The following is a 24,312-nucleotide window of genomic DNA, read 5'->3' on the forward strand; positions in this document are numbered from 1 at the left end:
GCGCGCAGGCAGTAATATGAGCGTTCCCTCCCTCCATTGGAAGTACCGTGATGCAAGTACTGGTTGACGCAGACGCCTGCCCGGTTGTCGTCAAGGAAATGTTGTATCGGGCCGCACAACGTGTCGAAGTGTGCGTCACGCTGGTTGCCAACCAGTACATGCGCACGCCGCCTTCGCGCTTTATCAAGGCACTGCAAGTGCCTGCGGGCTTCGACGTCGCCGATGACCGTATCGTCGAACTGGTGAGCAGCGGGGACCTCGTGATCACCGCGGACATCGTTCTTGCCGCCGCCGCCCTTGACAAGGGCGCCTATGTGCTCGACCCGCGAGGGAGCTGGTTTAGCCGTGAGAATATCCAGGAGCGCCTGACGATGCGCGAGGTGATGGAACAACTCCGCAGCTCGGGCGTGGATACCGGCGGACCGGCACCGTACGCTCCGCAGGATAGCAAGGCGTTCGCTGGCCAATTGGACCGCTTCCTGGCACGCCATGCGCCGCCAGGTGCCGTCGCCTGAGACTTGCTAGCCATAGCAACGCAGTAGTGGGGCCGGCGATGATCGTCTATTGCGCCGATGCCGCCGATGTCAGCCGTGCCGTGACGTTTGCCCGGTCTGGCGGCTATCTGGTGGCGGTGTGCAGCGGAGGCCATAACGTCGCCGGCTTGCCCGTCTGCGACGACGGCATCGTGATCGATCTGGCGCGCCTGAAACGGATCGAAATCGATCCGGTACACCGCATTGCGCGTGCGGGTGCAGGCCTGAGCCTGGGCGAATTCGACCGCGCAACCCAGTCGCACGGGCTGGCGACGACGATGGGGGTCAACAGCGATACTGGTATCGCCGGGCTGACGCTTGGCGGCGGCTTCGGCAGGCTAGGCCGCAAGCATGGCCTGGCATGCGATAACCTGATCGCGGCCGAGATCGTGCTGGCCGATGGCCGCATGCTCAGAGCCAGTGCCACCGAGAACGCGGACCTGTTATGCCTACGCGAACGCGCCTGGCGGCATGCCACTGCTGGTTTTGAAGCAGGTTGGCGGGGCGATCGCCCGGGTCCCGAGGACGGAGACACCCTACGTAAACCGCGATGCGCTCTACGACTGCTTCCCCATCTCGATCTGGGACGATCCGGCAGACGATGAAGCGAATGTACGGTGGGCGCGCGAAACGTGGGACGCTATCCGGCCGTTCTCGACGGGCGCGGTTTATGCGAATAATCTGGGCGGGGAGGGAGAGGACAGGGTACGGGCCGCCTATGGGGAAAACTACCAAAGGCTCGTCGAGATCAAGAACAAATACGACCCGGCCAACTTCTTTCGTCTGAACCAGAATGTCCGGCCCGGGCCGGTGCGCGGGCTCAACATCGAATCCACCGACATCTGACTCACGGCGCCGGCGATGCCAGCGGCTTCCCCTTCTCGACCACGTACACGCCAAGCACCCGCGTCGCCGTGCTACCGCTGTTGTGGGCGTCATGCACCACGCCGGCAGGCACTACGAACGATTCACCGGCCTTCACCGTGCGTGGCGACTGGCCGTCGATCAGGAGTTGCGCCTCGCCTTCCATAACGTAGCTGATCTCGTCTCCGGGATGCGTATGACGCCCGGCATAGGCGCCTGGCGCCACCTCCACGCGCGCGACCACGGCTTCGCGACCTGGCACGGATACGTCGGCCCGTCCGACCAAGGTGCGGGTCAGGCCCGAACTCTGCGCCAGCGCGCTAGCTGCCATCAATGCCACGGCGCCGAACATGGCCAAATGCTTGTAGTGCATGACGTCTCCTCGAAATTATTTCGGATTTTCGGAGATGGGTATCCCATCTAGTCCCAGCGGACTTTCATATACAGCGATTCGCTAACGTGATGCATGTCTTGGTCCCTGCGTCGGCCTGGCAGCGGCGAAGCCGTCAATTGCGGAGAGTCTTTTCGCCAAAGCCTTCATGGTATGTACGAAACCGAACGGAATTGGCGACGCAACGTGAGACCGTAGCGCTCAGCGCAAGCATTGATATCACCGTGGAGACGCCCTCCCTCCTCAACCGCAGCAGCGGAATCCGACAAAGAGGTCGCCGCGGTGCGGCAGGTAGAAGTTCCGGTAGCGAGGATGCTGCATGCGGGCATGGGTGGCGAACGATCCGCCGCGAACGGAGCGATGCGTGTGAAACCAGGGGGCGGAATATTCCTGGTAGGGGTCGGGCGAGAACCCTGCATAGGGCACGAAAGGATCAGCCGTCCATTCCCACACGGCGCTACCCCAGCGGATCAGGTCATGCGTTGCCGCATACTCCCATTCGGCTTCCGTGGGCAAGCGCTTGCCGGCCCAGCGGCAATAGGCTTCCGCCTCGTAGGCATTGATATGACACACCGGCTGTTCGGGCGGCAGCGGCACCCACTGCCCGAACCAGCGCAACGCCCATTGCCCCGCGATGCCGCCGGCTGTCCGGCGCCAGCGCAGCGGATGCGCCAGCCCGCTCTGTTGCAGCCATGCGCGTCCGTCGTCGGACCACCATTGACGGTCGCGGTAGCCGCCTGCGGCCACGAATTCCGCAAATGCGGCATTGCTTTCGCAAGTGCGATCGATGCGGAACGGGGCGATGTGGACCGGGTGGGACCACTTCTCATTGTCGAAGACGAACCCGTCGCCTCCGATGGGTGACCCCATCTGGAACGTGTCGCCGCCTGCGGCTGCCGAGCCGGCGCCTGGCGCAATGGAAGGCATGCCGAGCGGGGCATGCAGCGGATAATCGAGCGTCTGGCGCATATAGGTCAGCGCCTCCGCATGCATGTCTTCGTGGAACAAGGCGAGCCGGAAAAAATAGAGCGCAGCGTCGGTATCGTCCGACGTGGCGAGCCTGGCGCGAACGTGCTCCAGCACGGCGGCTGCGTAGTCGCGAATCTCGGGGAGCCGGGGCAGCGCAAGATGCCATCGATCCCGGTGGGCGACGCGCATGGAATCGAAGAGGCGGTCGGCGTCCGCCAGCATGGACGGGAGGCTGGCCACCCAGCGGCCGTCCTGACCGGCACGCGGCTCCCGCAGCACCCATAGCTCCGTGAACCAGGCGATATGGGCATACTCCCACAAGGGCGGATTGATTCCTGCATCGTAAGGAACCTGCCATTGGGACGGCGATAGCTCCTGAAGCAGGCCCCACGTGCGCCGGTGCGCCTCGGCAAACGCCGCATCCAGCTCGAACTTGTTTATCCTTCTTGCTGCTGCCCCCTCAGAACCTATCGTCATGCGTCCTCCCAAGGCCACCGTCGCAATTATCAGTCCGGCGCTGCGCAAAGCCAACAATGGCAACTGGCAAACCGCCAATCGCTGGGCCCGGTTCCTGCAGGGGGACTACGATGTCACACTGGCCGCTGAATGGTCGACGGCCAGCCAGGGCGGCGCCCTGCCCGACTGCCTGATCGCCCTGCACGCCCGACGCTCGGCCGAGTCCATCGCCAGGTTCGCCGAGGCTTGTCCGGATCGTCCGCTAATCGTCGTGCTGACCGGCACCGATCTGTACCGCGACATCCGCACCGATGCATCAGCCCAGCGCTCGCTCGCACTCGCCACCCATCTGGTGGTGCTGCAGGACGAAGGGCTCGCCGAACTGGCGGCCGCGCATCGCGCCCGGTGCCGGGTGATCTATCAGTCTGCCCCGGCATGCGCACCCGCGGCGCCCAGCCAGGATCACTTCGACGTCGTGCTGGTCGGCCACATGCGGGCGGAAAAAGACCCGCTGACGCCCATGCGCGCCCTTTCGCTGCTTCCCCACGATTCGCGCGTGCGCCTGATCCATATCGGTGGCGCGCTGGATGACGCATATCAGCAGGCGGCCCTGGCGCTGGAAGCACAAGCCTGGCCCGGCGTGCGGCGCTATGTCTGGCTCAGAAACCTGCCCCATGACCAAACCCGGCAGCACATCCGACAAGCACAGGCCATGGTGATCTCCAGCGCCATGGAAGGCGGCGCCAACGTGATCACCGAGGCCGTCGCCAGCGGCGTGCCGGTGCTGGCCAGCCGCATCCCGGGCAACTTCGGCATGCTGGGCCGTGACTACGAAGGCTATTTTCCGTTGGGTGACGCCGCGCAATTGGCGCTGGTGCTGGAACGCACCAGCCGGGACGCCGGGTTCCTGAACCGCCTGCGGCAGCAATGCGCACTTCGCGCACCGCTGTTTGCGCCGGCGCGGGAACGGGCGGAAGTGAGTAAACTTGTCGCCGACGCCTTGAAACCAGAATGACCCGGAGCCCCGCAGTGGACCAGCCAAACAACGCAAAGATCAAGCTCACCGCCTTCTCCCACGGCGGCGGGTGTGGGTGCAAGATCGCCCCCGGTGTGCTTTCCGAAATCCTCAGGAATTCGGTCGGCTTCCCTGCTCCGGCAGCACTGCTGGTCGGCAAGGAAACCAGCGACGACGCGGCGGTCTACCAGCTCAATGACAGCCAGGCCCTGATCGCCACCACGGACTTCTTCATGCCGGTGGTGGACGATCCGTACGATTTCGGGCGTATCGCCGCCACCAACGCCATCTCCGACGTCTACGCCATGGGCGGAACCCCGATCATGGCGCTGGCGCTGGTCGGCATGCCTATCGAGAAGCTGCCGCCTGAGGTCATCGGCAAGATCCTCGAAGGCGGGGAATCGATCTGCGCCCAGGCGGGCATCCCGGTCGCGGGCGGCCACACCATCGATTCCCTTGAGCCGATCTACGGGCTGGTGGTCCTTGGTCTGGTGCACCCGAATCGGGTCAAGAAGAACAGCGGCGCCGAGGCGGGCGACAAGCTGATCCTCGGCAAGCCGTTGGGCGTGGGCGTGTTGTCCGCCGCGGTGAAGAAGGACAAGCTCGACGCGGCCGGCTATCAAGACCTGATTGCCTGCACCACCAAACTCAACACGCCCGGCCGACTGCTGGCCGAAGTGCCGGGTGTCCACGCGCTGACCGACGTGACCGGCTTCGGCCTGCTCGGCCACCTGCTGGAACTGTGTCGTGGCGCGGGCGTCGGCGCCCGGCTGGACATGGGGCGGATTCCGCTGCTGCCGCGGGTTGAGCGCATGGCCGCCGAAGGGCTGGTGACCGGCGCATCGGGGCGCAACTGGGTCAGCTACGGCAGCGAGGTGGACCTGTCCACGTCGGTCACGCCAAGCCAGAAGGCACTACTGACCGATCCCCAGACCAGCGGCGGCTTGCTGGTGTCGTGCGCACCGGAAGCCGTGGACGAGATCCTGGAGATCTTTCGCCGGGACGGCTTCGCAGACGCTGCGGTGATCGGTGAAATGACGCAAGGAGCCGCCCGTGTTGCCGTTGCTTAAGCGCCTTGCCGCGCTGACCCTGCTGGGCTTTGCCGGCCTCGCCGGTGCCCAGGCTGTCCTGAAGGTCTCGGCCATTCCCGACGAGTCCCCCACCGAGCTGCAGCGCAAGTTCGCGCCGCTCGGCAACTACCTGGAGAAGGAAACCGGCATGAAGGTGAAGTTCGTGCCCGTCACGGACTACGCTGCGGTGGTCGAATCGCTGGCCACCGGCAAGATCGACATGGCGTGGCTGGGCGGCTTTACCTATGTGCAGAGCAAGATCCGGACGAAGGGAGCCACCATCCCCATCGTCCAGCGCCAAGAAGATGCCGCGTTCACCAGCAAGTTCATCACCGCCAACAGCGCGATCAAGTCGCTGGCCGACCTCAAAGGCCACACCTTCGTCTTCGGCGCGCCGTCCTCTACCTCCGGCCACCTGATGCCACGGCACTTCCTGCTGCAGGCCGGCATCGACCCGGACAAGGACTTCAAGACGGTCGCCTATTCGGGCGCCCACGATGCGACGGTGGCTTTCGTGCAGGCCGGCAGGGCCGACGCCGGCGTGCTCAATGCCTCGGTGTGGGACAAGCTGGTTGAGCAGCATAAGGTGGATCCCGCCAAGGTCAGGGTATTTGCCGTCACACCGCCCTACTACGACTACAACTGGACCGTGCGCGGCGGGCTCGATCCGGCCTTGCGCAAGAAGCTGACCGAAGCGTTCCTGCGACTTGACCCGGCCAATCCCGAGCAGCGGGAAATCATGGCATTGCAGCGAACCGCCAGGTACATCCCCACCCGACCGGAAAACTACGCCGGCATCGAGGCCGCAGCCCGCGCCGCGGGCCTTATCCAATGATGCCGGTCTGATGAGCTTCCGCCTGGACGCCGCCAGCGTCAGCTACGCCAACGGACAGCGTGCGCTCAGCCAGATCACACTGGCGGCCAGCCGCGGCGAGCCCATCGCCGTCATCGGTCCGTCGGGAGCCGGCAAGAGCTCCTTGCTGCGCTTGCTGGCAACGTCGCTGCGGCCAAGCGAGGGCCGTGTGGAGGTGCTGGAGCAAAGCCCCTGGGCGGTGTCCGCCGCACGCCTGCGGCAATTGCGCTGCCGCATCGGCATGGTGCACCAGGCGCCGCCGATGCCGCCGCGCCAGCGGGTGATCACCGCCATCCTTGCCGGCCGCCTGGGCGTCTGGCCCGGCTGGAAATCCTTGCTGTCGCTGGTCTATCCGGCAGACATCGATGGTGCCGGTGAACAGCTCGCCCGCCTTGAGCTGGCCGACCGCCTGTTCGACCGGTGCGACCAGCTCTCGGGCGGCCAACTGCAGCGCGTGGGCGTCGCCCGCGTGCTTTACCAGCGCCCGGAATTGATCCTGGCGGACGAACCGGTCTCGGCAATGGACCCGGTGCTGGCCAACCTTACCCTGGGCGAGCTGCGCAGGGAAGCGGATACACGCGCGGTGCCCCTGGTCGCCAGCCTGCACGCAGTGGATCTGGCGCTGCGCTGGTTTCCCCGCATCGTCGGCTTGAAGGCGGGCGAGATCGCCTTCGACCTGCCGGCCGAGCGCGTGACCGACACGCTGCTGCGCGAACTCTATGCCTCCGAAAGCGCGTCACCCCCGGTACAAGGCAGCCAGGCCCTGATGAGCATCGCGGCAGGTGCGAGCGCCGCCATCGATGGCGATACCCCATCCAGGCCGGCGTGCCGATGACCACCCACCCGCGCGATCCTCAGGCGCTGCAGCGCGCAAGCGGCCTGGTGCTCGCGCTGCTTCTGCTGTGGCCATTGTTGCGGCTGTCCCGGTTCAGCCCTTCAGCCTTGTTCGACACCGAAAACCTCAAGGTGATGGGCGCCTTCGTGCGCAACTTCCTTCCGCCCGAGGTTTCGCCCGGATTCCTCGGGCTTGTGGTCAACGCCACGCTGGAAACGCTGGCGATCGCCACCGCGGGCATTGCGCTCGCCTTTGTGATCGCAACACCTCTGGCCGTGGCCATGACGGGCAGCCTGTCGGTGTCGCGCATCGGCCCCGGCCGGGGACGCAAGCCGCGCATGGCGGTTCGCGCTGGCGTGCGCACCCTGGTGCTGCTGCTGCGCGGGGTGCCGGAACTGGTGTGGGCGCTGGTCTTCGTGCGTGCTCTCGGCCTGGGGGCGGCGGCGGGCGTGCTCGCTCTGGCCATCACCTATGGCGGCATGCTGGCAAAGGTCTATGCGGAAATCCTAGAATCCAGCGACAAACGCGCCGTGGATGCCCTGTTTGGCAGCGGAAGCGGGCGCCTGGCGGCACTGTTCTATGGGCTGCTTCCCCATGCCGCGCAGGAGCTGGTCTCGTACACCGTCTACCGCTGGGAATGTGCCATCCGGGCTTCCGTGGTTATGGGTTTCGTTGGCGCCGGCGGGCTTGGGCAGTTGATGGACCAGGCCGTGAAACTGCTCAACGGCGGGGAAGCCGCGACCATCCTGCTGGTGTTCCTGCTGCTGGTTCTGCTGGCGGACGCGCTCAGCGCGCGCCTGCGCAAGCTGATCGACTGAATCATGGCGCACAAGGTCAAGGCCGCTCAATTCTGCATGCGCTGCCTGCTCACCCTGATCGCGTTGGCCGCCGCGGTTTCGGGCAGCTTCGCGTATCTGTCGCTCGACCTGAGCCAGCTCTTTTCCGCGGACGCTGCAGCCGAGATGGGGCGTTTCCTGCTGACGTTCTTCCCGCCGGAGCTGTCATCCGCTTTTTTGGCCAGAACCGCTGGCGGCATGCTCGAAACGCTCGCGGTTTCCGCCGTGGGCACGCTGTGTGCGGCGGTGCTGGGTTTTGGCCTGGCACTACCGGCTTCCGGGCTCTACGGCGATGCGCTGCGCACGTTGTCGCGCTTGCTACTGAACGTGTTGCGCTCGATTCCCGAGCTGGTATGGGCAGCCCTGACCGTGCTCGCCGTCGGCCTTGGACCGTTTGCCGGCACCCTCGCCCTGGCACTGCATACCGCGGGCGTGCTCGGTCGCCTGTTCGCCGAGGCGCTGGAGAATGCGCCGCGCGCACCCGCGCGCGCGCTGACGGAAGGGGGCACTCCTGCCGTGCTGGTCTTCATGTATGGGACGCTGCCCTGCGTATGGCCCCAGTTCCTGGCCTACATCCTGTACCGCTGGGAAACGAATATCCGCGTGGCGGCAATCCTTGGCTTTGTCGGCGCCGGCGGGCTTGGGCAGATGCTGTATTTCGAGCTGTCCCTGTTCCATCTGCCCCAGGCTTGCACGGTGATCATCGCCATGCTTGCCCTGGCGGCCGTGGTCGACACAGCCAGCGCGATCATGAGGGCTGGCTGGCATTCGTGAAGAGCGCCGGCGACGCTTGCGGTTACTTCCTGCGTCCAGGAATCCATGCCGCTCGCGCCTGGAAAAATTGCCAGATCCCACCGCGCAGATCGGCGAAGAACAAAAAAAAGCCGCTCCTAAGAGCGGCCTTCTCGGCAAACGGACTAGCGCTTCACCCCGGGATCAGTCATCCAGCAACGACAAGTCCCGCACCGCACCCTTGTCCGCCGACATCACCAGCTTGGCGTAGGCCTTCAGCGCAGCAGACACCTTGCGCGGACGCTGCTTGGCCGGCTTCCACCCCTTGGCGTTCTGCGCCTCGCGGCGGCTCGCCAGTTCCTCGTCGGGCAGCAGCACGTTGATGGTGCGATTGGGAATGTCGATGCGGATCTTGTCCCCATCGCGCACCAGGCCGATGGCGCCGCCGGCCGCAGCTTCGGGCGAGCAGTGGCCGATGGACAAACCCGAGGTGCCGCCGGAGAAGCGGCCGTCAGTCAGCAGCGCGCAGGCCTTGCCCAGGCCCTTGGACTTGATGTAGCTGGTGGGGTAGAGCATTTCCTGCATGCCGGGGCCGCCCTTGGGGCCTTCGTAGCGCACGATCACCACGTCGCCGGCCTTGACCTTGTCGTTGAGGATGTTCTCCACCGCCTCGTCCTGCGATTCGGTGACGTGGGCCGTGCCTTCGAACACGAGGATGCTCTCGTCCACGCCGGCGGTCTTCACCACGCAGCCGTCGAGCGCGATATTGCCCGTCAGCACCGCCAGGCCGCCTTCCTTGGAGAAGGCGTGCTCGTAGGAGCGGATGCAGCCCTCGGCGCGATCCAGGTCCAGGCTGGGCCAGCGCGTGTTCTGGCTGAACGCCACCTGGGTGGGAATGCCCGCCGGGCCGGCCAGGTAGAAGTTCCTGACGGCTTCGTCCTGGGTGCGGCTGATGTCCCACTGCTCCAGCGCGTCCTTGAGCGTGGGGGCATGCACCGTGGGCACGTCGGTGTGCAGCTTGCCGGCGCGCTCCAGCTCGCCCAGGATGGCCATGATGCCGCCCGCGCGGTGCACGTCTTCGATGTGGTACTTGTTGGTGTTGGGCGCCACCTTGCACAGTTGCGGCACGACGCGCGAGAGACGGTCGATATCGGTCATGCTGAAGTCGATGCCCGCCTCGCTCGCGATCGCCAGCAGGTGCAGGATGGTGTTGGTGGAGCCGCCCATGGCGATGTCCAGCGTCATGGCGTTCTCGAACGCCTTGAAGCCTACCGAGCGCGGCAGGACGCGCGCGTCTTCCTGCTCGTAGTACTGGCGGGCCAGTTCCACGATGCGGCTGCCAGCGCGCTTGAACAGCTGCTCGCGGTCCGCGTGGGTGGCCACCACCGTGCCGTTGCCGGGCAGCGACAGGCCCAGCGCCTCGGTCAGGCAGTTCATGGAGTTGGCGGTGAACATGCCCGAGCACGAACCGCAGGTGGGGCAGGCGGAGCGCTCCACCTCGGCCACATCAGCGTCGGAATAGGCGCTGTCGGCGGCGATCACCATGGCGTCCACCAGGTCGAGCTTCTTGAACTCCATGGCCTTGGTGACGGGGTTGGCCAGGCGCGTCTTGCCGGCTTCCATCGGGCCGCCGGAGACGAAGATCACCGGGATGTTGAGCCGCATGGCGGCCATCAGCATGCCGGGGGTGATCTTGTCGCAGTTGGAGATGCACACCATGGCGTCGGCGCAGTGCGCGTTGACCATGTATTCCACCGAGTCCGCGATGATGTCGCGGCTGGGCAGCGAATACAGCATGCCATCGTGGCCCATGGCGATGCCGTCATCGACCGCGATGGTGTTGAACTCCTTGGCCACGCCGCCCGCGGCTTCGATCTCGCGCGCGACCAGCTGGCCCAGGTCCTTCAGGTGCACGTGCCCGGGCACGAACTGGGTGAAGGAATTGACCACCGCAACGATGGGCTTGGAGAAATCTTCGTCTTTCATGCCGGTGGCGCGCCACAGGGAGCGCGCCCCCGCCATGTTGCGGCCGGCGGTGGAGGTTTTGGAACGGTATGTGGGCATTTTATTGCTGAAGAAATATCGCAGAAAGGAAGCGGGCCACGGGAATAAGGGCCCTTGCGCGCCCGTGCGAACAACCTCTTGAGCTGCGCCCTGGGCAAAGGGGCAATTATCCCACACCGCCGGGGCTGTCTTGCCACCACGCACCTGTCCCGCCTGAGCCCCCACTGACGGCGAGAAGTTGCCTAGGCTAGACGGATCCCGATAACGCTGTGGGAGGACCGGACATGGCTGCCACGAAATCCACCCGCCGGCCGGCAAAGGGCCGCGCCAAAGCTGGCACCAGCAAGGGACGGCGCTGGTCACAGCAGGTAACCGAGCACAGCGACGCGCTGGACCTCGAACCGCACCTCTTCGCTTCGGACAATCCCGAGGAAATTGCCGCTTCGCTCAAGCGTTCCGCCGTGAGCAGCCGGCGCCGCAAGGGCACGGCGTTCCAGTCGGCAATGTCGATGCTCAATTTCTACATCAATCGCGCCGGCCGTCATCTGCCAAAGGCGCGTCGCGCCACGCTGGAAAAGGCCAAGGGCAAGCTGCGCGAAGCGTTCGGGCGGCCACCTTGAGCGGGCACTGCGCGCCCCGCCTTGCTTGCGCGACGGCATTTTCGCGCCAATGCTTGTTCCTATGTCACCTGCACGGAGCCTGATCATGGACAGAAAAAGCGAACTGCAAGCCACCGTGGACGCCCTGGCACAAGCGGGCAGAGGGTTGCTGGCAGCCGACGAGAGCGGCCCGACCATCGCCAAGCGGTTCGAACGCATCGGGGTGGAGTCGAGCGAGGAAAACCGCCGCGCGTGGCGCAACCTGCTCTTGTCGACCCCGGGTCTTGGCGAGTTCATCAGCGGCGTGATCCTGTACGAGGAAACCCTGGGCCAGCGAGCCGACGATGGCACGCCGCTGCCGGAACTGGCGGCGCGCCAGGGCATCGTGCCCGGCATCAAGGTGGACAAGGGCAAGATCGCGCTGGCCCTGGCACCCGGGGACGAGGTCACCGAAGGTCTCGACGGGCTGGCCAAGCGGCTTGCCGGCTATCGCCAGCAGGGCGCGCGCTTTGCCAAGTGGCGTGCGGTCTACAACGTGTCGGACAAGTTGCCGGGGTGGGCTGCCGTGCAGGCCAATGCGGAAGCACTGGCGCGCTATGCCGCGATCTGCCAGGAAGCGGGCGTGGTACCCATCGTCGAGCCCGAGGTGCTGATGGATGGCGCGCACTCCATGGCCCGTTGTGCCGAGGTCACCGAGGCCGTGCTGCATGCAGTCTTTCATGCCTTGCACCGGCATGCGGTGGTGCTGGAACACATGCTGCTGAAGCCAAGCATGGTGCTGCCCGGCAAGGACGCCGGGCACGCGCCGCCGGCCGAGGTCGCCATGCAGACCGTCCAGGTGCTCAAGCGCACGGTGCCGGCAGCGGTGCCGGGCATCTTCTTCCTGTCCGGCGGACAGACTCCCACCGAGGCCACCGTCAATCTGGACGCCATGAACCGGCTTGCCCCGCTGCCCTGGCGGCTGTCCTTCTCCTACGGGCGCGCCTTACAGGAACCGCCCCTGCTGGCCTGGCGTGGCGATGCCGCCAACGCGGCGCAAGCGCAACGGGCGCTGCTGCAGCGCTCACGGCTGAATGCCATGGCCTGCCTGGGGCAATACGACGCGGCGCAGGAGAACGCTGCGGGCTGAGCTTGCCGATGCGCCTACGCCCCTTCGGCGTAGGCGCGCAGCCCCGCAGCCAGCGCGGCAAACGTCACCGCGCATCGCGCGCTCTCGCGCAGGTCCTCGTGCATCGCCACCCAGGTATCCATGGTCATCGAGAACTGGTTGGGCAGAACCCTGACCAGCCGCGGGTCCCGCGCCGCCAGCGCTGACTGGCACACGCCGATGCCAAATCCCGCGCGTATCGCGCCCAGCTGGGCCAGGTCGCTATCGGCACGGAAAGCCAGGGCGTCGCGCGAGAAGGCCTTGAACCTGGCCTGCAAGCGGCGGATAAAGGCGTTCTCCTGATCGAAGCCGATCGCCGCAAAACGGGACAGATCCGCCAGCGACTTCGGCACGCCATGGGATGCCAGATAACTTTCGTGGGCATGCAGACCCAGTTCGATCCCGCCGACGCGCGTGGCCACCAGCGCTGCCTGCTCGGGCCGGAACATCCGGACCGCGATATCCGCGTCGCGGCGCAGCAGGTCGTCGGCCTGGTTCGACAGCACCAGTTCGATTTCCAGTTCCGGATGCTCGTTGTGCAGCGCCGCCAGTATCGGCGGCAACACTTCGACGCCGATGACTTCGCTTGCCGACAGGCGCACCGTGCCACGCACGCCCGCGCCGTGGCCGCTGGCGACCCGCCGCATCGCCGCGGCCATCGCGGCAATGCCGGCGGCATAGGGCTTCAGCTCATGCGCCGCGTCGGTCGGCGCGAATCCGTCGAATGAGCGGGTGAACAGCTTCAGCCCGAGGGCGGCTTCGAGCTCCCAGTCTGGTTCGCGCTTGGGCATGGCTATGCATTTATTTATAGTGACCAGCCGATTATAGGCAATTTCCTTTTAGCCCACGAGCTTGCAGACTGAAGCCGCTTTCAGCACTGGTGCCAACTCAAAAGGAGATTCGTCATGTCCAAAGTCGCTCTTTTCGGCGCAGCCGGCGCGATCGGGCAAAGCGTGGCCGCCGCGCTGCGCAGCAAGGGCCGGCCCTATCGCGTGGTCGGCCGCAGCGCGGGCAGCCTGCGCACAGCCTTCGGGACGGACCCGCTCGCCGAGGTCGTCACCTGGAATCCCGATTCGCCCGAGTCGGTGCAAGCCGCCGCCAGCGGCATCGAGACGCTGATCTACATGGTCGGCGTCAACTACTGGCAGTTCCAGCTGCACCCCGAGCTGATGCGCAAGACCCTGGATGGCGCCGTGGCCGCTGGCGTCAAGTACTTCATCCTGATCGGCACCGTCTATCCCTACGGCCGGGTCCAGACCGGCAACCCGGTCCGCGAAGACCATCCGCCCGAGCCGCACACGTTCAAAGGCCGCATGCGCAAGGCCCAGGAGGATCTGCTGATGCAGGCCGATGCCAGCGGGCGGATCCGCGCCACGGTGCTGCGGCTGCCTGACTTCTATGGCCCGGGCGTGCAAGCCAGCCTGCTGCACCGCGCCGCGCAGGCGGCCGTGAATGGTGGCACGGCTGACATGATCGGGCCGCTCGACCAGCCGCACGAATTCGTCTATGTGCCCGACGTGGGGCCAGTGGTGGCGCGGCTGATCGACACGCCGGCGGCCTTCGGCAAGATCTGGCACCTGGCGGGCGCCGGTGTCACGACGCAGCGCGAGCTGGTCTCGGAAATGGAACGGCAGACCGGGCGCACGCTGAAGCTGCGCGTCGCCGGCAAGACGATGCTGCGCCTGCTGGGCCTGTTCAACCCGTTCATGCGCGAGCTGGTCGAGATGCATTACCTGATGACGGACCCGCTGGTCATGGACGACTCCGCGCTGCAGCGGCTGGTCGGGCCAATTCGCAAGACACCATATGTCGAGGGTATCCGCCAGACACTGGCCGCGGTACGGGAGACCCAGCCCACGGCAATCGCTGCCGCCTGACAGGCCATCATGAGCTACCCCCTGCCAGGGGCGCCGTATTCCGCATACGTCAACGCTCGCGATCATGGCTCGCTCCGCTGCGCCATTGTTTCTATAGTCGTATGGGGCGCCAGGCCGAGCCTTCGTGGCATCGGTTGAAGCACGGGCCGCGCCGCCGAAAGACCCACGGCGTGCCGCCATGATCGGCGAGCCGTATTCATCCACGAACAGGAGTCCAGGTCATGAGCAACAAGCCTACGGTTGTGTTGGTGCACGGGTTCTGGGGCGGCGCCGCGCATTGGCGCAACGTCATCATTGAGCTGGCACGCAAGGGCTATACGTCCCTGCGCGCCGTGGAGCTCCCGTTGACCTCGCTGGCTGACGATGCCGAGCGTACCCGCAAGATGATTGCCCAGCAGGCAGGCCCTGTCCTGCTGGTGGGGCATTCATACGGCGGCGCCGTGATTACCCAGGTGGGTGACCAGCCGAATGTGATCGGGCTTGTCTATATCGCCGCCTTTGCTCCCGACGCGGGAGAGAGCCCCGGCGCAATCACGCAGCAGCATCTTCCTGCCGCAGCGCCGAACCTGGTGCCCGACAGCGATGGCTACCTGTGGCTCAACCCCGACAAGTTCCACGAGAGCTTCTGCCGGGATCTGTCGCCCGACGAAGCCCTGGTGATGGCGGTGACGCAGAAGGCGCCGCTTGCCAGCACCTTTGGCGATACCATCACTGCGCCGGCGTGGAAGAAAAAGCCGTCCTGGTACCAGGTCTCCAGCGAAGACCGGATGATCGCCCCGGAGAACCAGCAGAAGATGGCGGCCCGGCTCAATGCCAGGAAAGTCGTGACTCTGGCGGCAAGCCATGCTTCGCTGGCGTCCAAGGCAGCAGAAGTCGCGGCCTTGATCGACGAGGCTGCAAGCGAGGCCATCAAGGCGTAGCCACTGCCGACTCTACTTGTCCACGTATGGGGCGGTGTTGATCAACAGGATTTTCTCGTACTCACTGATCTGCGCGACCCGGTGCAAAGTCGTTGAGCGAATCGTAGCCAACACTCGTGTAGAGATGGGGGCTGATGGCCAGCACCCCGACGTGGGCAAGCCCGATCGTAGAGACGTCCGTCAGTGCGTGCGCGCCATCGCCTCGGAATGCGAGGTGCGAATGTCCGTGGCGTTGAAATTTGCTCAACGATTTCTCTTCACCGCAGTCATGGCTTCGGCAAGCGCTTGGGAAAATATCGCGGCCGACTTCGTTCGGCTACAGCCAGGCCCCGGCCCATCCTCTGGTGCAAGAATTTTCGTCTGGAGGCAAGCACAAGCCCTTCATGCACCGGCACCCGCCTCGTCCTTCCAATCACCACCCAACGCCAACAATAGCGCAATGCGCTGGTTAAGATGGTTGGCCTGCACGTTGATAAGATCCATCTCGGCGGCCACGAGTGCCTGCCGCTGCTTCAGCACGCTCCGCGTATCCGAGGCGCCGATACCCGCGCGCGCCTCCTCTCGCAGCACCAGTCCACGGCTTTCATCCACCCGCTCCCGCAGTTGCCTGGTGCGCTCGTCATAACCGGATTCGGCCTGCAGTCCCGCCTCCACCTCGCTCAGTGCCTGCAGCGCGGTGTTGCCATAGGCGATCAGGGCGGCTTTCTCTTCGGCGCTGTAGTAGTCCGCCCTGGCCTTGAGCTCTCCACCCGTGAAGATCGGTGCGAAGAACGAACCACTGAGTCCCTTGATCGGGCTGCCGGCCTGGTTGAGCAGGAACACGTCGCTCCGGATGCCGGTGATGGCTGCGCTGATGGAAATGCCCGGCAGGCGCGCTGCCTCCGCCGACTGCCGCATATCGAAGGCCGCCGCAACACGGTGCGCCGACGCCGTCAGGTCGGGCCGACGCTCGACCAGGTTCGCCGGCAAGCCCGCAGCCGGGGCCGGGGGCATGGCCGGCAGTTCCGGCCCGGTCGCGATTTCTCCGGCGGGATAGCGGCCCAGCAGCAGTTCCAGCGCTTGCGCGGCCTGGCTTCTGGCCAGTTCGGCTTTCCCGATTGCGTCGCGTTGCGCGCGGAGCGCATTCCGCGCTTCCAGCAGCTCGGTCTCCGGTGCTATCCCGATCTCGACGCGCTGGCCGGTGATCCGCACCAGTTCATCCTGAATGGCGGCGATCTGCCGCAGTCGATCCTCCAGCGTCGCGTTCTGGATCAGCGTGAACCATGCCCTGGCAGTGGTCGCCGCGACCACGCGCTGGGCCCAGAGATAATCGTCCCTCGTGGCCGCATATTGCGATTCCGCAGCGCGCGACTGGGCGCGGATGCGTCCCCAGAGGTCGATCTCCCAGCTCGCGCCGATCGATAGGATCTGCGTTTCCGAATTGCCCGCCCTGCCCTTCACGCCTGCGCTCGGGAGCATACCGCTGCGCTGGATGGCGACCAGCGCCTGCGCCTGATGCACGCGCACCGCGGCCAGCCGGAGATCGCCGTTGTACGCAATGGCCTCCCGCACCAGCCGCTGCAGCTCGGCATCGTCGAAGGTCGCGAGCCAGCCATTTGCGGCGGCGCCGGCCGTTGCCGCGTTCGCCCACGTGGCCTGTCCTTCGAGCGCCGGCACGGCCTGGCGTCGAAGGGCCGCGCCCTCGGGCGGTGTCTGCAGGGCGCAGCCGCAAAGCATGGCGACCGGAAGCGCCAGCAGCAAGGTCTTCTTCAGTTGAAACGACGACACGGACTTCCCTCTTCCAAATCTCTGGCAAATCGAATCGAGTGAGCCTAGTGAAGCTTGAACACCAGGTAGTTCAGCTTGGAACTGACGCGCAGGAAGACCATGCGGATAATGTGAAACATCTCCATATGCTCCGTATAGATTGCGCCCGCTCCGACTGCCCCAACCGGAAGCATCAGCCCGCTAGATTGGTCGCGCAGATCGAGCTTGACCGCGAACCGGTTCGGCACCACCTCGGTGGCCCCGGTGTTCGGGATCATGCCGCCCTGCGCAATCTGGCCTTGCGATTGTGCCCAGACGATCGAATTGACTTTCGCCTTGATGATCTCGCCCGGATTCGTCGGCAGATAGATCTCGGCGCGATCGCCCTCCTTGACGTTGTAAAGCTCGTTCTGGTTGTAGAAGGCAACAACCTCCTGCGAATCCTCGACAAAACTGAACGCCGGCGAGAACGGGAACGGCACGAGCATGGTGCCCACGCGCACCTGCAGGTTCACGACCTTGCCATCGGAGGGCGCCCGGTAGAAGGTCTGCTCAAGCTCCCATCGGGCGTTCTCGAGCATGACTTCGGTTTCCGCCCGCTTCGCGCGTGCCGTTGCAATGGCGGCAAACTCCCCCTGGCTTCTGGCCGACAGCTTCTGCCGGGCCTCATCCTCGGTGGCCTGCGCGCTGACCAGCTCGCCTTCCAGTTCACGCTGGCGGGTCAGTGCATCTTCCCGGTCGAACTTTGACCCGGCCCCCGCCGCAAGCAGCGCGTCATGCTCCTTGGCCCGCTGGCGGGCGAGCGACAGCCTGGCCTGCACAGTGCTGACCCGTCCAGCCGCGCCGCGCACCGATTCGCTGAGCTGGCGCGCCGATGCCTCGGCTTCAGCCAGCGCGGCATCGTCGGCCATCAGCCTGCCTTCGAGCTGCCTGACCGAGGCCTGATAGGGAGTCGGATCGATCCGCAGCAGGACATCGCCCTTCTTGTAGCGCCGGTTGCCTTCGGCCGGCAGTTCGACGATGCGGCCGCGGACCTGTGGCACCACCTGCAGGACCTTGCCCACCACCCGCACGTCATGGGAAGACGGGGCCACCACGTTGAGCGTAAGGACCAGCATCGTCATCGCAACCACGGGAATCGTAAACACGATGACCATCGACGTCGTGTTCCAAGGCAGCCATCTGAACTTGAAGAAAATCAGCCAGACGGCGAGCGCGTAGACACCAAGCAGCAGCGCATCCATTCAGATCTGCTCCTTTCCGGCGTGCTTGCCGCTGGCGATGTCCATCGCCGTGGATGCCCGCAAGGTGACGATGTTCCTCGGCCCGTAAGAGACTCCATGCCCAGCTACCTGCGTCGACGGCACCTTGTCATGGCCTGGCGCGTCATCGTCTTCCGGTGCCTTGTCGGTGCCGTACGCGGCCCGGTAGAACACGGGTTTCGTGTGCGCCCAGAGCCAGGCCAGTGGCCACAGCAAGCCCCCAAAGAAGAGCGACAGCAGGCATAGCGAATGGATGGCCTCCTTTTGCGGATGGCGCTTGCGATGTGCGATCTTCTCGGGCCAGATATGCAGCATCCAGAACAGGTAGACCCCTGCCACCGGCACGAAGAACAGAACCACCCAGGAGATGGCATTGGCCGCGGTCTCCAGGGCCTTGCCACTGAGTACGGATGCGAAAGCAGGTTCGCTCGATGCCAGCAGGCCGATGCCCGCCAGTAGATAGGGGCGCAGTTTCATCGAATTTTTTTGAGATGGAGCGTTGGCGCTCGGTTGCACAATGCACGGGCCGGTCAAGAGCCGGTTGCCTCGTTGCGCGGGCCGCCCCGGTAGGCGTCATCGCGCGCGTGTCCCGCGTGCCGGTGGGATGGTGATTCGTCCTCGCCTTCGTCCGCTGACGCAGCGTCGGCGTACAGAAGGTTGTACTTGCTGCTGGCGGGCTCGCCGGCAGCGCGGCAGACCGCGGGCTTCGAGGCAAGTCCGGCTTGCGCGCACGCATCGGGCTGATCTCGCAGACCCTTTGACTCCAGTCCGCGCGGGAGCTGCGCATACGCTTGCCCGGCGCCCGCGATCAGCAGCGCAATGCCAAAGGCCCGGACGGCCGGGCGGCAGTTGTTGATCATGTCTGCAGGTTCCTTCGATTGGATTCGGATGCCGACGACGTGCACCGGCGCAGCCGGTCACGTCTCGATGAGGCCCACACCTTATGGCAGCGGGCCGGTCGCGGCTATCAAAGAACTTCGAAAGTCCGGGTGCGCGGCATGGATCCGCTTTCGGTACGGCGGCGCTTTTCGAATTCCTTTGATAGCCCCCACGGCGTGACCGACCTACCCTGTTCCCCGTCGTACATCGCTCGGGTGTAGTCCAGGCTCGCCCGACCCGCAGAGCCCAATGAATGCTGTTTCCCCTATCGTTGCGGGCCTCGTCGCCGTCGCAGCCGCCAGCGCCCTGTCCGGGTGCGCAATCCCAACCGCCGAGACCTTGAGCCCGTTCCAGGAGCCGTGGCCATGGACGAAGCTCGTCGCCGTCAATCGGACCGATCACGATGTGCTGGCGGTGCGCGCCGGCCATTGCGAGACCGGGCCCTCGTTGCGGCAATCGCAATCCGCGCCTTCGTTCTGCTTCCTCGGCAAGAAGCCCGAGCGGCCCATTGCAATCACCTGGAACGATGCCGGCGCCGGTGCGCAACACGCCTCCACGGTGCCGCTTCCGCCCCTGTGGCCAGAAGATCCCCGCCCCGAGGACTTGACAGGCGGCTACCTGTGCGTGCTGTTGCGCAATGATGCGCGAGTGAGCCTGACCGTCACCGCCAGCGCGCAAGCCTGCGCTGTTCTGTAGCGGATCGCGATTGCAGGATTGCAGGGCTCCACAGGCTGGCGCACTGAGCCACCGTGGACCGGCCATTTCAGCACGGTCCACCTGACAACAGCGCTTACTGCACCGAGTAGCCGCGGCCCGTCATGCAGGCCCGCCAGGCTTGCCAGTACGACGTCATGGCCCAGTCATTGCTGGCTTGCACCTGTGCACTGGCGGCAACGGCCTGGCGGCGTTGCTGGCGATGCGCCACGCCACCCGCGATGGTTCCGACTGCCGCGCCCGCCGCGGCGCCCTTGCCTGCGTCGCCGCCGATCGCGCCCGCCACGGCGCCAGCAGCAGCCCCGCCCGCCGCGCCGCGTATACGCTCACCACCGGGCACGATGACCGGAACCGGCGTGCTTGCCACCCGGTACGGATTGATGCCGGTCTGCTGTCTGGCCCAGCCGTAGCAGGCGCCATCGTCATTGGTCTGCTGATACGCCGATTGCCCTCGCGCCGGATAGGCGTAGGGCTTCTGCAGCATGGTCTGAGCCCGCGCCGTTGCGGCCGTGCCGGGTACCGCGCCCGACATCAGAACGAATGCCGTACACGCGGCAAGCGCAAAGTCTGGACGATTGCTCATAAGCTCTCCTGATGAGGTGCCAGGTCCGGGGCACCCACGGGCGTCGGTCCGTCATGCCCCGGTGATACCGGCGCACGCCCAGGCGTGACGGCATCCGGCGGTGGCAGCCGACGCTGCGCCGCTTGTCCCTGGCCAAGGAAGAAATGCCCGCCGGGGAGGCGGGCAAACTGCGAGGTCTTGCCTGGGGAAATACCCAAGACGGGTGCCTGCAAGACGGTCAGTACCCGTCCCCTCAATGCTGACTGCGCAGGGGTGCGTTCGCAATCACAGGAATTAGAAAGAGGCGGGCCGGCGTGCCGGCAATGCTGCTAGCCAGCGCACAGGCACTGGCACAACTGCCTGAGGCTTTGTGCGATATACGCGGACTGAAGCTCGATCTCGTCGTCCCAGCCGTCCGCATCCGCGGCGTAGTCGCGCAGGTCTTCGCACAGCTCGGCCAGTTCTGACGGCCCGACGACCGCCAGGCCGCCCGCGATACGGTGCAGCAGTTGCGCCAGCCCAGTCATGTCCCGTCCGGCCCGAATCGCGTCGTACTTGTCGAGATCCGCTCCGGTCTGGGCGAGGAATGCTTCGACATATCCGGCAGGAATCCGTGGCAACTCGGGGAGAGCATCGTCACCGGGCGATGCGGCTGTCTGCTCCACGTCCTCATGGCCGACGCCATCGTCACCGCGTGCAAGAACCGACGCCAGCGCGGCGAGAGACATCGGCTTGGTCAGATAGCCAGTGAATCCCCTCGCCCGCCCTTCGGCGACATCCTCGGGCCGTGCGCTTGCGCTCACGGCATAGACGGGGATGTCGATGCCGGCGTGCCTCATTTCCCGAAGCAGGTCGAAGCCGTTCATGACGGGCATGTCGATATCGGTCAGGACCGCGTTCATGCGATTCCCCCTCAGTGCCGCCATGGCCTCGATGCCATTGCCCGCGACGATGACTCTCGCGCCCAGCGCGCGAAGCTGGTCGCGCAGCAGATTCCGGTTCAGCAAGTTGTCTTCCGCGATCAGCACGGCGTGGCCCACAAGCGGCGATGTGGGGCGCCCGACAAGGCCTTCCTCGCTCCGCTTCGGTGGCTGTGCTCCGGTGATGACCGCCAGCGCTGCTGCATGGATGCCTGCGAGGCTATAGCTGGAAACCTCGCGGCCGCCATCCGGCCGTGTCGTCGCAACCAGCGGCCCCAACTGCTTCAGCCAGACGACCGAGGCCGGCTTCGGCCACCAGGCCATGACGTGCCCAGGATCAAATGCCTCGGTCACCAGCAGGCAGTCATAGCTGTCTGCATCCACGGGCTCATCCAGGTTTGAGCGCGCCGACGGCTGGCACGCGCCCCAGTCGAAGTGGTTCAACAATCCCCCGATGCACTCGGGTTCGCGGGACAGCACCAGCGTCCGGTTCGGCGGCAAGCCTGGGCGCACCGGGGGCGGCACCGCGTCGGACACGCCCAGCGGCAGACGAACCGTGACGCGCGTTCCCACGCCCAGGGTGCTGTCCAGCATGATGCGGCCACCCATCCGTTCCACCAGCCGCATGCAGATCGACAGGCCCAGCCCGGTTCCCCGCGCCTGGGCGATCCGATTGTCGGCGACCTGGGAGAACGGCTGGAAGAGCCGGTCCTGGTACTCATCCGGTATGCCGATGCCGGTATCGGCGATGACGATCTCCAGATTCCATTCCAGCCATTGCGCGCGCAGGACGATCTTGCCCGCCTGGGTGAACTTGAACGCGTTGCCAAGCAGGTTGTTGACGATCTGGGTCAGGCGCACGGGATCGAGATCGAGCTGCGAGGGAATGCGGCTGCTGTACACCGCCAGGAAGCTCAGTCCGCGCTGCGCGGCAAGCGGGGCATGGGCGATCGCGATGCGGCCGAGAAGCTCCGTGACGGATACGGGCTGTACCTCGATGCTCAATGCGCCCACGTCGATCTTCGAGAAATCGAGCACGTCGTTGACGATCTGCAGCAGTCCCTCCGCCGACACCTGCATCGCGCCCACCCTCATCCGCTGCTCCGGCCCCAGAGGCCCCATTGCGACGAGTTCCATGTTACCCAGCAGCGAGGCAAGCGGCGTGCGAATCTCGTGGCTCATCGACGCGAAGAAGGCCACCCTGGCCCTGGCGGCCGCTTCGGTCGCGAGCCGGGCTTCATGCAGGAGCCGCTGTGCACGTGCCGCTTCCGCATAAGTGCCGGTCAGGAAGCGATAGTTCCAGTAGCGGTACATCGCGAACAGCAATGCAATCAGCACGGCTGTGATTGCGCCGATGACAATCAGTTCCTCCGTCATCCCCCGAATCTGATGCCCGATCGGGAGCGCGAAGATCAGGTGCCCGAAATCTGCCACGAGTGGCGGGCGGCGCACTGCCCAGCCATAGTCCGGGACCCAGTGGAATAATCCGTCCGGCCGCGCTTCCAGCCTGGCATTCAGGTGTTGCGCGTTGGCCCGTGCGCCGGCCGCGACCAGCGGAGTGCCAAGGCTGTCGAACACGATCGGTTCGGGGATCGACAGGTTGGGCCCGGCAGGCCGCAGTAGCTCGTGCAGCGGGATGCGTGTCAGCACGACCGCGTAAAGCGTGTCTCCCTTCGCGACCAGCGATGCGCCAACCATCTCCGGATCGGTGCCTGCCGCACTGGCCGGGACGCCCAGCCATTCGACGCGTTTTTCCCTCGCGGCCTGCAGAACATCGATATCGCGGCTCCGGAAGCGATCGAGGATCGTCCTGGTGATGAGTGCCGGCGGCATCGGCGGCGGTATCGACCGCGCCGCCGATCCCGATGCATCGGGCGATCCATAACGATACGTCGCACCGCTGGCGATCGAGATCATTTCGATCGACGGCCTCTGGCTGGCGGCAATCAGCGTGCCGACCGACTGGTCGCAGCTCTGCTGCAGCACGTCGTCGGCCGGCGCGGACGGAAAAACCTGCGTGCAGAGGCCGCCCTGACTGCCCGGTGAGAGCGCAAGCGTGCCATTGGCACGCAGTTCCAGGATCAGGTTGCTCGCGGCCAGTGTACTCCGGCGTTCGAGGACGGCATCGACGACACCCTGCTCATACAGGCGGGCCACCTGCTCCTGGGCGCGCAGCGAGCCATTTAGCTGAACGAACACGCCCGTGGAGGCGATTGCCACGGCAAGCAGCCCCAGCAACACAATCACCAGCGAGAAGACCCGGCGTTCCCGCTGCAGATTCCGCTCAACCGCGCGGAGGTCGGGCGACGGCTCGAACGTGCCCTGCATCAGGTCAGACCGTTGTCGCGCGCGTACGCGACGAGGTCCGCGTTGCTGGTGATGTTCAGCTTGCGCATGGCCGAGCGCTTCTGTGTCGCCACGGTTGCCAGCGTGCGGTGGAGGTATCCGGCGATTGCGGTGACGGTGCTTCCCGCGGCGAACATCCGCACGACTTCGATCTCCTTCGGAGACAGCGCGCTGGCGCTTGCGCCTGCCAGCGCGCCGGCGCTCGACATCCTGGCCGATATCCCCGGCGACAAACGCAGGCCCTGGCCGCCGATCGCATCAATGCAGATCTGCCGCAGGATGCCTGGGTCCTCGTTCTTGCCCACGATGCCGGCGATACCGGTCTCCTGGATGCGCGTGAGCAGACCGCCGTTGGTCAGCATCGTAAAGACGACGATCGGCGTGTCGGGGCTGGACTGCTTGAGTCGCCGGATCAGGCGAAGTCCGTCATCGCTCTCTTCGGAACGTCCCATTGTGAAATCCGTAACAATGAGATCGGGCCGGTGCGCCTCCAGCGCAGCGAAAAGCTCCCTGCCGGAAGCGCACATCGCAGAAACCTGGACATTCGGGATCTCGCTCAGGGTGGTCTTGACGGCGAGTTGAATCACCGGGTGATCGTCCGCGATCACGGCGGAGATGGTACGTGGTGGCATGCGCGTTAATTCTCCACACCCCGGATCGGCTCCGGGAGGGTATCTGCTACTACAGCCTGCAATGGATGGTCCGGCCTTGAGGCGAGAAATGCCTTCGCTCGCTCAGCGGCACAATGAATGAATCGGGGTGGCGCGACCAGCCGGGGGACC

At 65.6% G+C, this 24,312-nt stretch carries 25 protein-coding genes; 14 read left to right on the forward strand and 11 right to left on the reverse strand.

From position 1 onward, the window contains the following. The first annotated feature begins 50 nt into the window (after window positions 1–50). Genes AC3WL8_RS00855 through AC3WL8_RS00865 form a run of 3 tightly spaced genes read left to right on the forward strand, consistent with a single transcriptional unit; the run spans window position 51 to window position 1,379 of the window. Entirely contained in the window at window positions 51–515 is a 465-nt protein-coding gene (locus AC3WL8_RS00855; protein ID WP_041228526.1) for a YaiI/YqxD family protein, read from the forward strand. Between the two features lie 38 nt (window positions 516–553). Then, window positions 554–1,138 (forward strand): FAD-binding oxidoreductase, encoded by a 585-nt coding sequence (locus AC3WL8_RS00860; RefSeq protein WP_249221156.1) that lies wholly within the window; start codon window positions 554–556, stop codon window positions 1,136–1,138. Further along, entirely contained in the window at window positions 1,020–1,379 is a 360-nt protein-coding gene (locus tag AC3WL8_RS00865) for a BBE domain-containing protein (protein ID WP_249678751.1), read from the forward strand. The genes AC3WL8_RS00860 and AC3WL8_RS00865 overlap by 119 nt, the downstream gene beginning before the upstream one ends. Window position 1,380: 1 nt before the next feature. On the opposite strand, the gene AC3WL8_RS00870 is transcribed toward AC3WL8_RS00865, so the two are convergent. Continuing rightward, window positions 1,381–1,770 carry a cupin domain-containing protein gene (locus AC3WL8_RS00870; protein WP_211979606.1) on the reverse strand — a complete coding sequence of 130 codons (390 nt, stop codon included), beginning with the start codon at window positions 1,768–1,770 and terminating at the stop codon, window positions 1,381–1,383. Between the two features lie 261 nt (window positions 1,771–2,031). After that, on the reverse strand, window positions 2,032–3,246 hold the full coding sequence (gene senA, locus AC3WL8_RS00875) for a selenoneine synthase SenA (RefSeq protein ID WP_249221155.1): 1,215 nt from the start codon (window positions 3,244–3,246) through the stop codon (window positions 2,032–2,034). Here senA and senB point away from each other — a divergent pair. The 6 genes from senB to phnE are packed head-to-tail and all read left to right on the forward strand — an operon-like array spanning window position 3,233 to window position 8,596. Next, window positions 3,233–4,228, forward strand: a complete 996-nt coding sequence (gene senB / locus AC3WL8_RS00880) for a selenoneine biosynthesis selenosugar synthase SenB (RefSeq protein ID WP_013952021.1) — start codon at window positions 3,233–3,235, stop codon at window positions 4,226–4,228. The genes senA and senB overlap by 14 nt on opposite strands. After that, window positions 4,225–5,298: a selenide, water dikinase SelD gene (gene selD, locus AC3WL8_RS00885; RefSeq protein WP_013952019.1), complete on the forward strand. Its 1,074-nt coding sequence runs from the start codon at window positions 4,225–4,227 to the stop codon at window positions 5,296–5,298. Before senB ends, selD begins: the two co-directional genes overlap by 4 nt. Then, window positions 5,282–6,133 (forward strand): putative selenate ABC transporter substrate-binding protein, encoded by an 852-nt coding sequence (locus AC3WL8_RS00890; RefSeq protein WP_013952018.1) that lies wholly within the window; start codon window positions 5,282–5,284, stop codon window positions 6,131–6,133. The genes selD and AC3WL8_RS00890 overlap by 17 nt, the downstream gene beginning before the upstream one ends. Before the next feature lie 10 nt (window positions 6,134–6,143). Next, window positions 6,144–6,986, forward strand: coding sequence for a phosphonate ABC transporter ATP-binding protein (locus AC3WL8_RS00895; protein ID WP_211979605.1), 843 nt, complete (start codon window positions 6,144–6,146; stop codon window positions 6,984–6,986). Then, window positions 6,983–7,804: a PhnE/PtxC family ABC transporter permease gene (locus AC3WL8_RS00900; RefSeq protein ID WP_249221154.1), complete on the forward strand. Its 822-nt coding sequence runs from the start codon at window positions 6,983–6,985 to the stop codon at window positions 7,802–7,804. Before AC3WL8_RS00895 ends, AC3WL8_RS00900 begins: the two co-directional genes overlap by 4 nt. A gap of 3 nt (window positions 7,805–7,807) precedes the next feature. Beyond that, a complete protein-coding gene (phnE, locus tag AC3WL8_RS00905; protein WP_249221153.1) occupies window positions 7,808–8,596 on the forward strand; it encodes a phosphonate ABC transporter, permease protein PhnE in 789 nt (262 codons plus the stop codon). 162 nt (window positions 8,597–8,758) lie between these two features. Here the strand turns inward: phnE and ilvD are convergent, their stop codons facing one another. Next, the gene (gene ilvD, locus AC3WL8_RS00910; RefSeq protein ID WP_211979604.1) at window positions 8,759–10,618 is read right to left on the reverse strand and encodes a dihydroxy-acid dehydratase; all 1,860 of its coding nucleotides are present in this window, start codon (window positions 10,616–10,618) and stop codon (window positions 8,759–8,761) included. A gap of 224 nt (window positions 10,619–10,842) precedes the next feature. Here ilvD and AC3WL8_RS00915 point away from each other — a divergent pair, with 224 nt between their 5' ends. Both AC3WL8_RS00915 and AC3WL8_RS00920 read left to right on the forward strand, forming a co-directional pair. Continuing rightward, a complete protein-coding gene (locus AC3WL8_RS00915) occupies window positions 10,843–11,178 on the forward strand; it encodes a DUF3175 domain-containing protein (protein WP_013952013.1) in 336 nt (111 codons plus the stop codon). Window positions 11,179–11,263: 85 nt separating this feature from the next. Then, window positions 11,264–12,286: a class I fructose-bisphosphate aldolase gene (locus AC3WL8_RS00920; protein ID WP_211979603.1), complete on the forward strand. Its 1,023-nt coding sequence runs from the start codon at window positions 11,264–11,266 to the stop codon at window positions 12,284–12,286. A gap of 14 nt (window positions 12,287–12,300) precedes the next feature. On the opposite strand, the gene AC3WL8_RS00925 is transcribed toward AC3WL8_RS00920, so the two are convergent. Beyond that, window positions 12,301–13,095: a LysR substrate-binding domain-containing protein gene (locus AC3WL8_RS00925; RefSeq protein WP_492377766.1), complete on the reverse strand. Its 795-nt coding sequence runs from the start codon at window positions 13,093–13,095 to the stop codon at window positions 12,301–12,303. A gap of 114 nt (window positions 13,096–13,209) precedes the next feature. On the opposite strand from AC3WL8_RS00925, the gene AC3WL8_RS00930 reads away from it, so the two are divergent. Together AC3WL8_RS00930 and AC3WL8_RS00935 are read left to right on the forward strand one after the other, a co-directional pair. Continuing rightward, window positions 13,210–14,181: an NAD-dependent epimerase/dehydratase family protein gene (locus AC3WL8_RS00930; protein ID WP_211979601.1), complete on the forward strand. Its 972-nt coding sequence runs from the start codon at window positions 13,210–13,212 to the stop codon at window positions 14,179–14,181. A 221-nt stretch (window positions 14,182–14,402) separates the two neighbouring features. Then, window positions 14,403–15,101 (forward strand): alpha/beta hydrolase, encoded by a 699-nt coding sequence (locus tag AC3WL8_RS00935; RefSeq protein WP_153955751.1) that lies wholly within the window; start codon window positions 14,403–14,405, stop codon window positions 15,099–15,101. Between the two features lie 381 nt (window positions 15,102–15,482). Here the strand turns inward: AC3WL8_RS00935 and AC3WL8_RS00940 are convergent, their stop codons facing one another. From AC3WL8_RS00940 to AC3WL8_RS00955, 4 genes are read right to left on the reverse strand one after another with little or no spacing between them, the layout of a single operon-like run. Further along, window positions 15,483–16,868 (reverse strand): efflux transporter outer membrane subunit, encoded by a 1,386-nt coding sequence (locus tag AC3WL8_RS00940; RefSeq protein ID WP_013952008.1) that lies wholly within the window; start codon window positions 16,866–16,868, stop codon window positions 15,483–15,485. Between the two features lie 44 nt (window positions 16,869–16,912). Further along, a complete protein-coding gene (locus tag AC3WL8_RS00945) occupies window positions 16,913–18,091 on the reverse strand; it encodes an HlyD family secretion protein (protein WP_211979600.1) in 1,179 nt (392 codons plus the stop codon). Continuing rightward, on the reverse strand, window positions 18,092–18,643 hold the full coding sequence (locus tag AC3WL8_RS00950) for a DUF3302 domain-containing protein (protein ID WP_492377767.1): 552 nt from the start codon (window positions 18,641–18,643) through the stop codon (window positions 18,092–18,094). Next, on the reverse strand, window positions 18,640–18,969 hold the full coding sequence (locus AC3WL8_RS00955) for a hypothetical protein (RefSeq protein WP_041228524.1): 330 nt from the start codon (window positions 18,967–18,969) through the stop codon (window positions 18,640–18,642). The genes AC3WL8_RS00950 and AC3WL8_RS00955 overlap by 4 nt, the downstream gene beginning before the upstream one ends. A 268-nt stretch (window positions 18,970–19,237) precedes the next feature. Between AC3WL8_RS00955 and AC3WL8_RS00960 the strand changes: the two genes are divergently transcribed. Beyond that, a complete protein-coding gene (locus AC3WL8_RS00960; protein WP_211979599.1) occupies window positions 19,238–19,684 on the forward strand; it encodes a hypothetical protein in 447 nt (148 codons plus the stop codon). A gap of 94 nt (window positions 19,685–19,778) precedes the next feature. On the opposite strand, the gene AC3WL8_RS00965 is transcribed toward AC3WL8_RS00960, so the two are convergent. The 3 genes from AC3WL8_RS00965 to AC3WL8_RS00975 all read right to left on the reverse strand — a co-directional run bounded on the left by AC3WL8_RS00965 (window position 19,779) and on the right by AC3WL8_RS00975 (window position 24,162). Further along, a complete protein-coding gene (locus AC3WL8_RS00965; RefSeq protein ID WP_211979598.1) occupies window positions 19,779–20,285 on the reverse strand; it encodes a glycine zipper family protein in 507 nt (168 codons plus the stop codon). Window positions 20,286–20,593: 308 nt separating this feature from the next. Beyond that, window positions 20,594–23,512 carry an ATP-binding protein gene (locus AC3WL8_RS00970; RefSeq protein WP_492377768.1) on the reverse strand — a complete coding sequence of 973 codons (2,919 nt, stop codon included), beginning with the start codon at window positions 23,510–23,512 and terminating at the stop codon, window positions 20,594–20,596. Then, complete coding sequence (locus tag AC3WL8_RS00975; RefSeq protein ID WP_211979597.1) at window positions 23,512–24,162, reverse strand: response regulator; 651 nt, start codon at window positions 24,160–24,162, stop codon at window positions 23,512–23,514. The genes AC3WL8_RS00970 and AC3WL8_RS00975 overlap by 1 nt, the downstream gene beginning before the upstream one ends. Between the last annotated feature and the right edge of the window lie 150 nt (window positions 24,163–24,312).

It is taken from the genome of Cupriavidus sp. FW305-F7 (assembly GCF_058782875.1).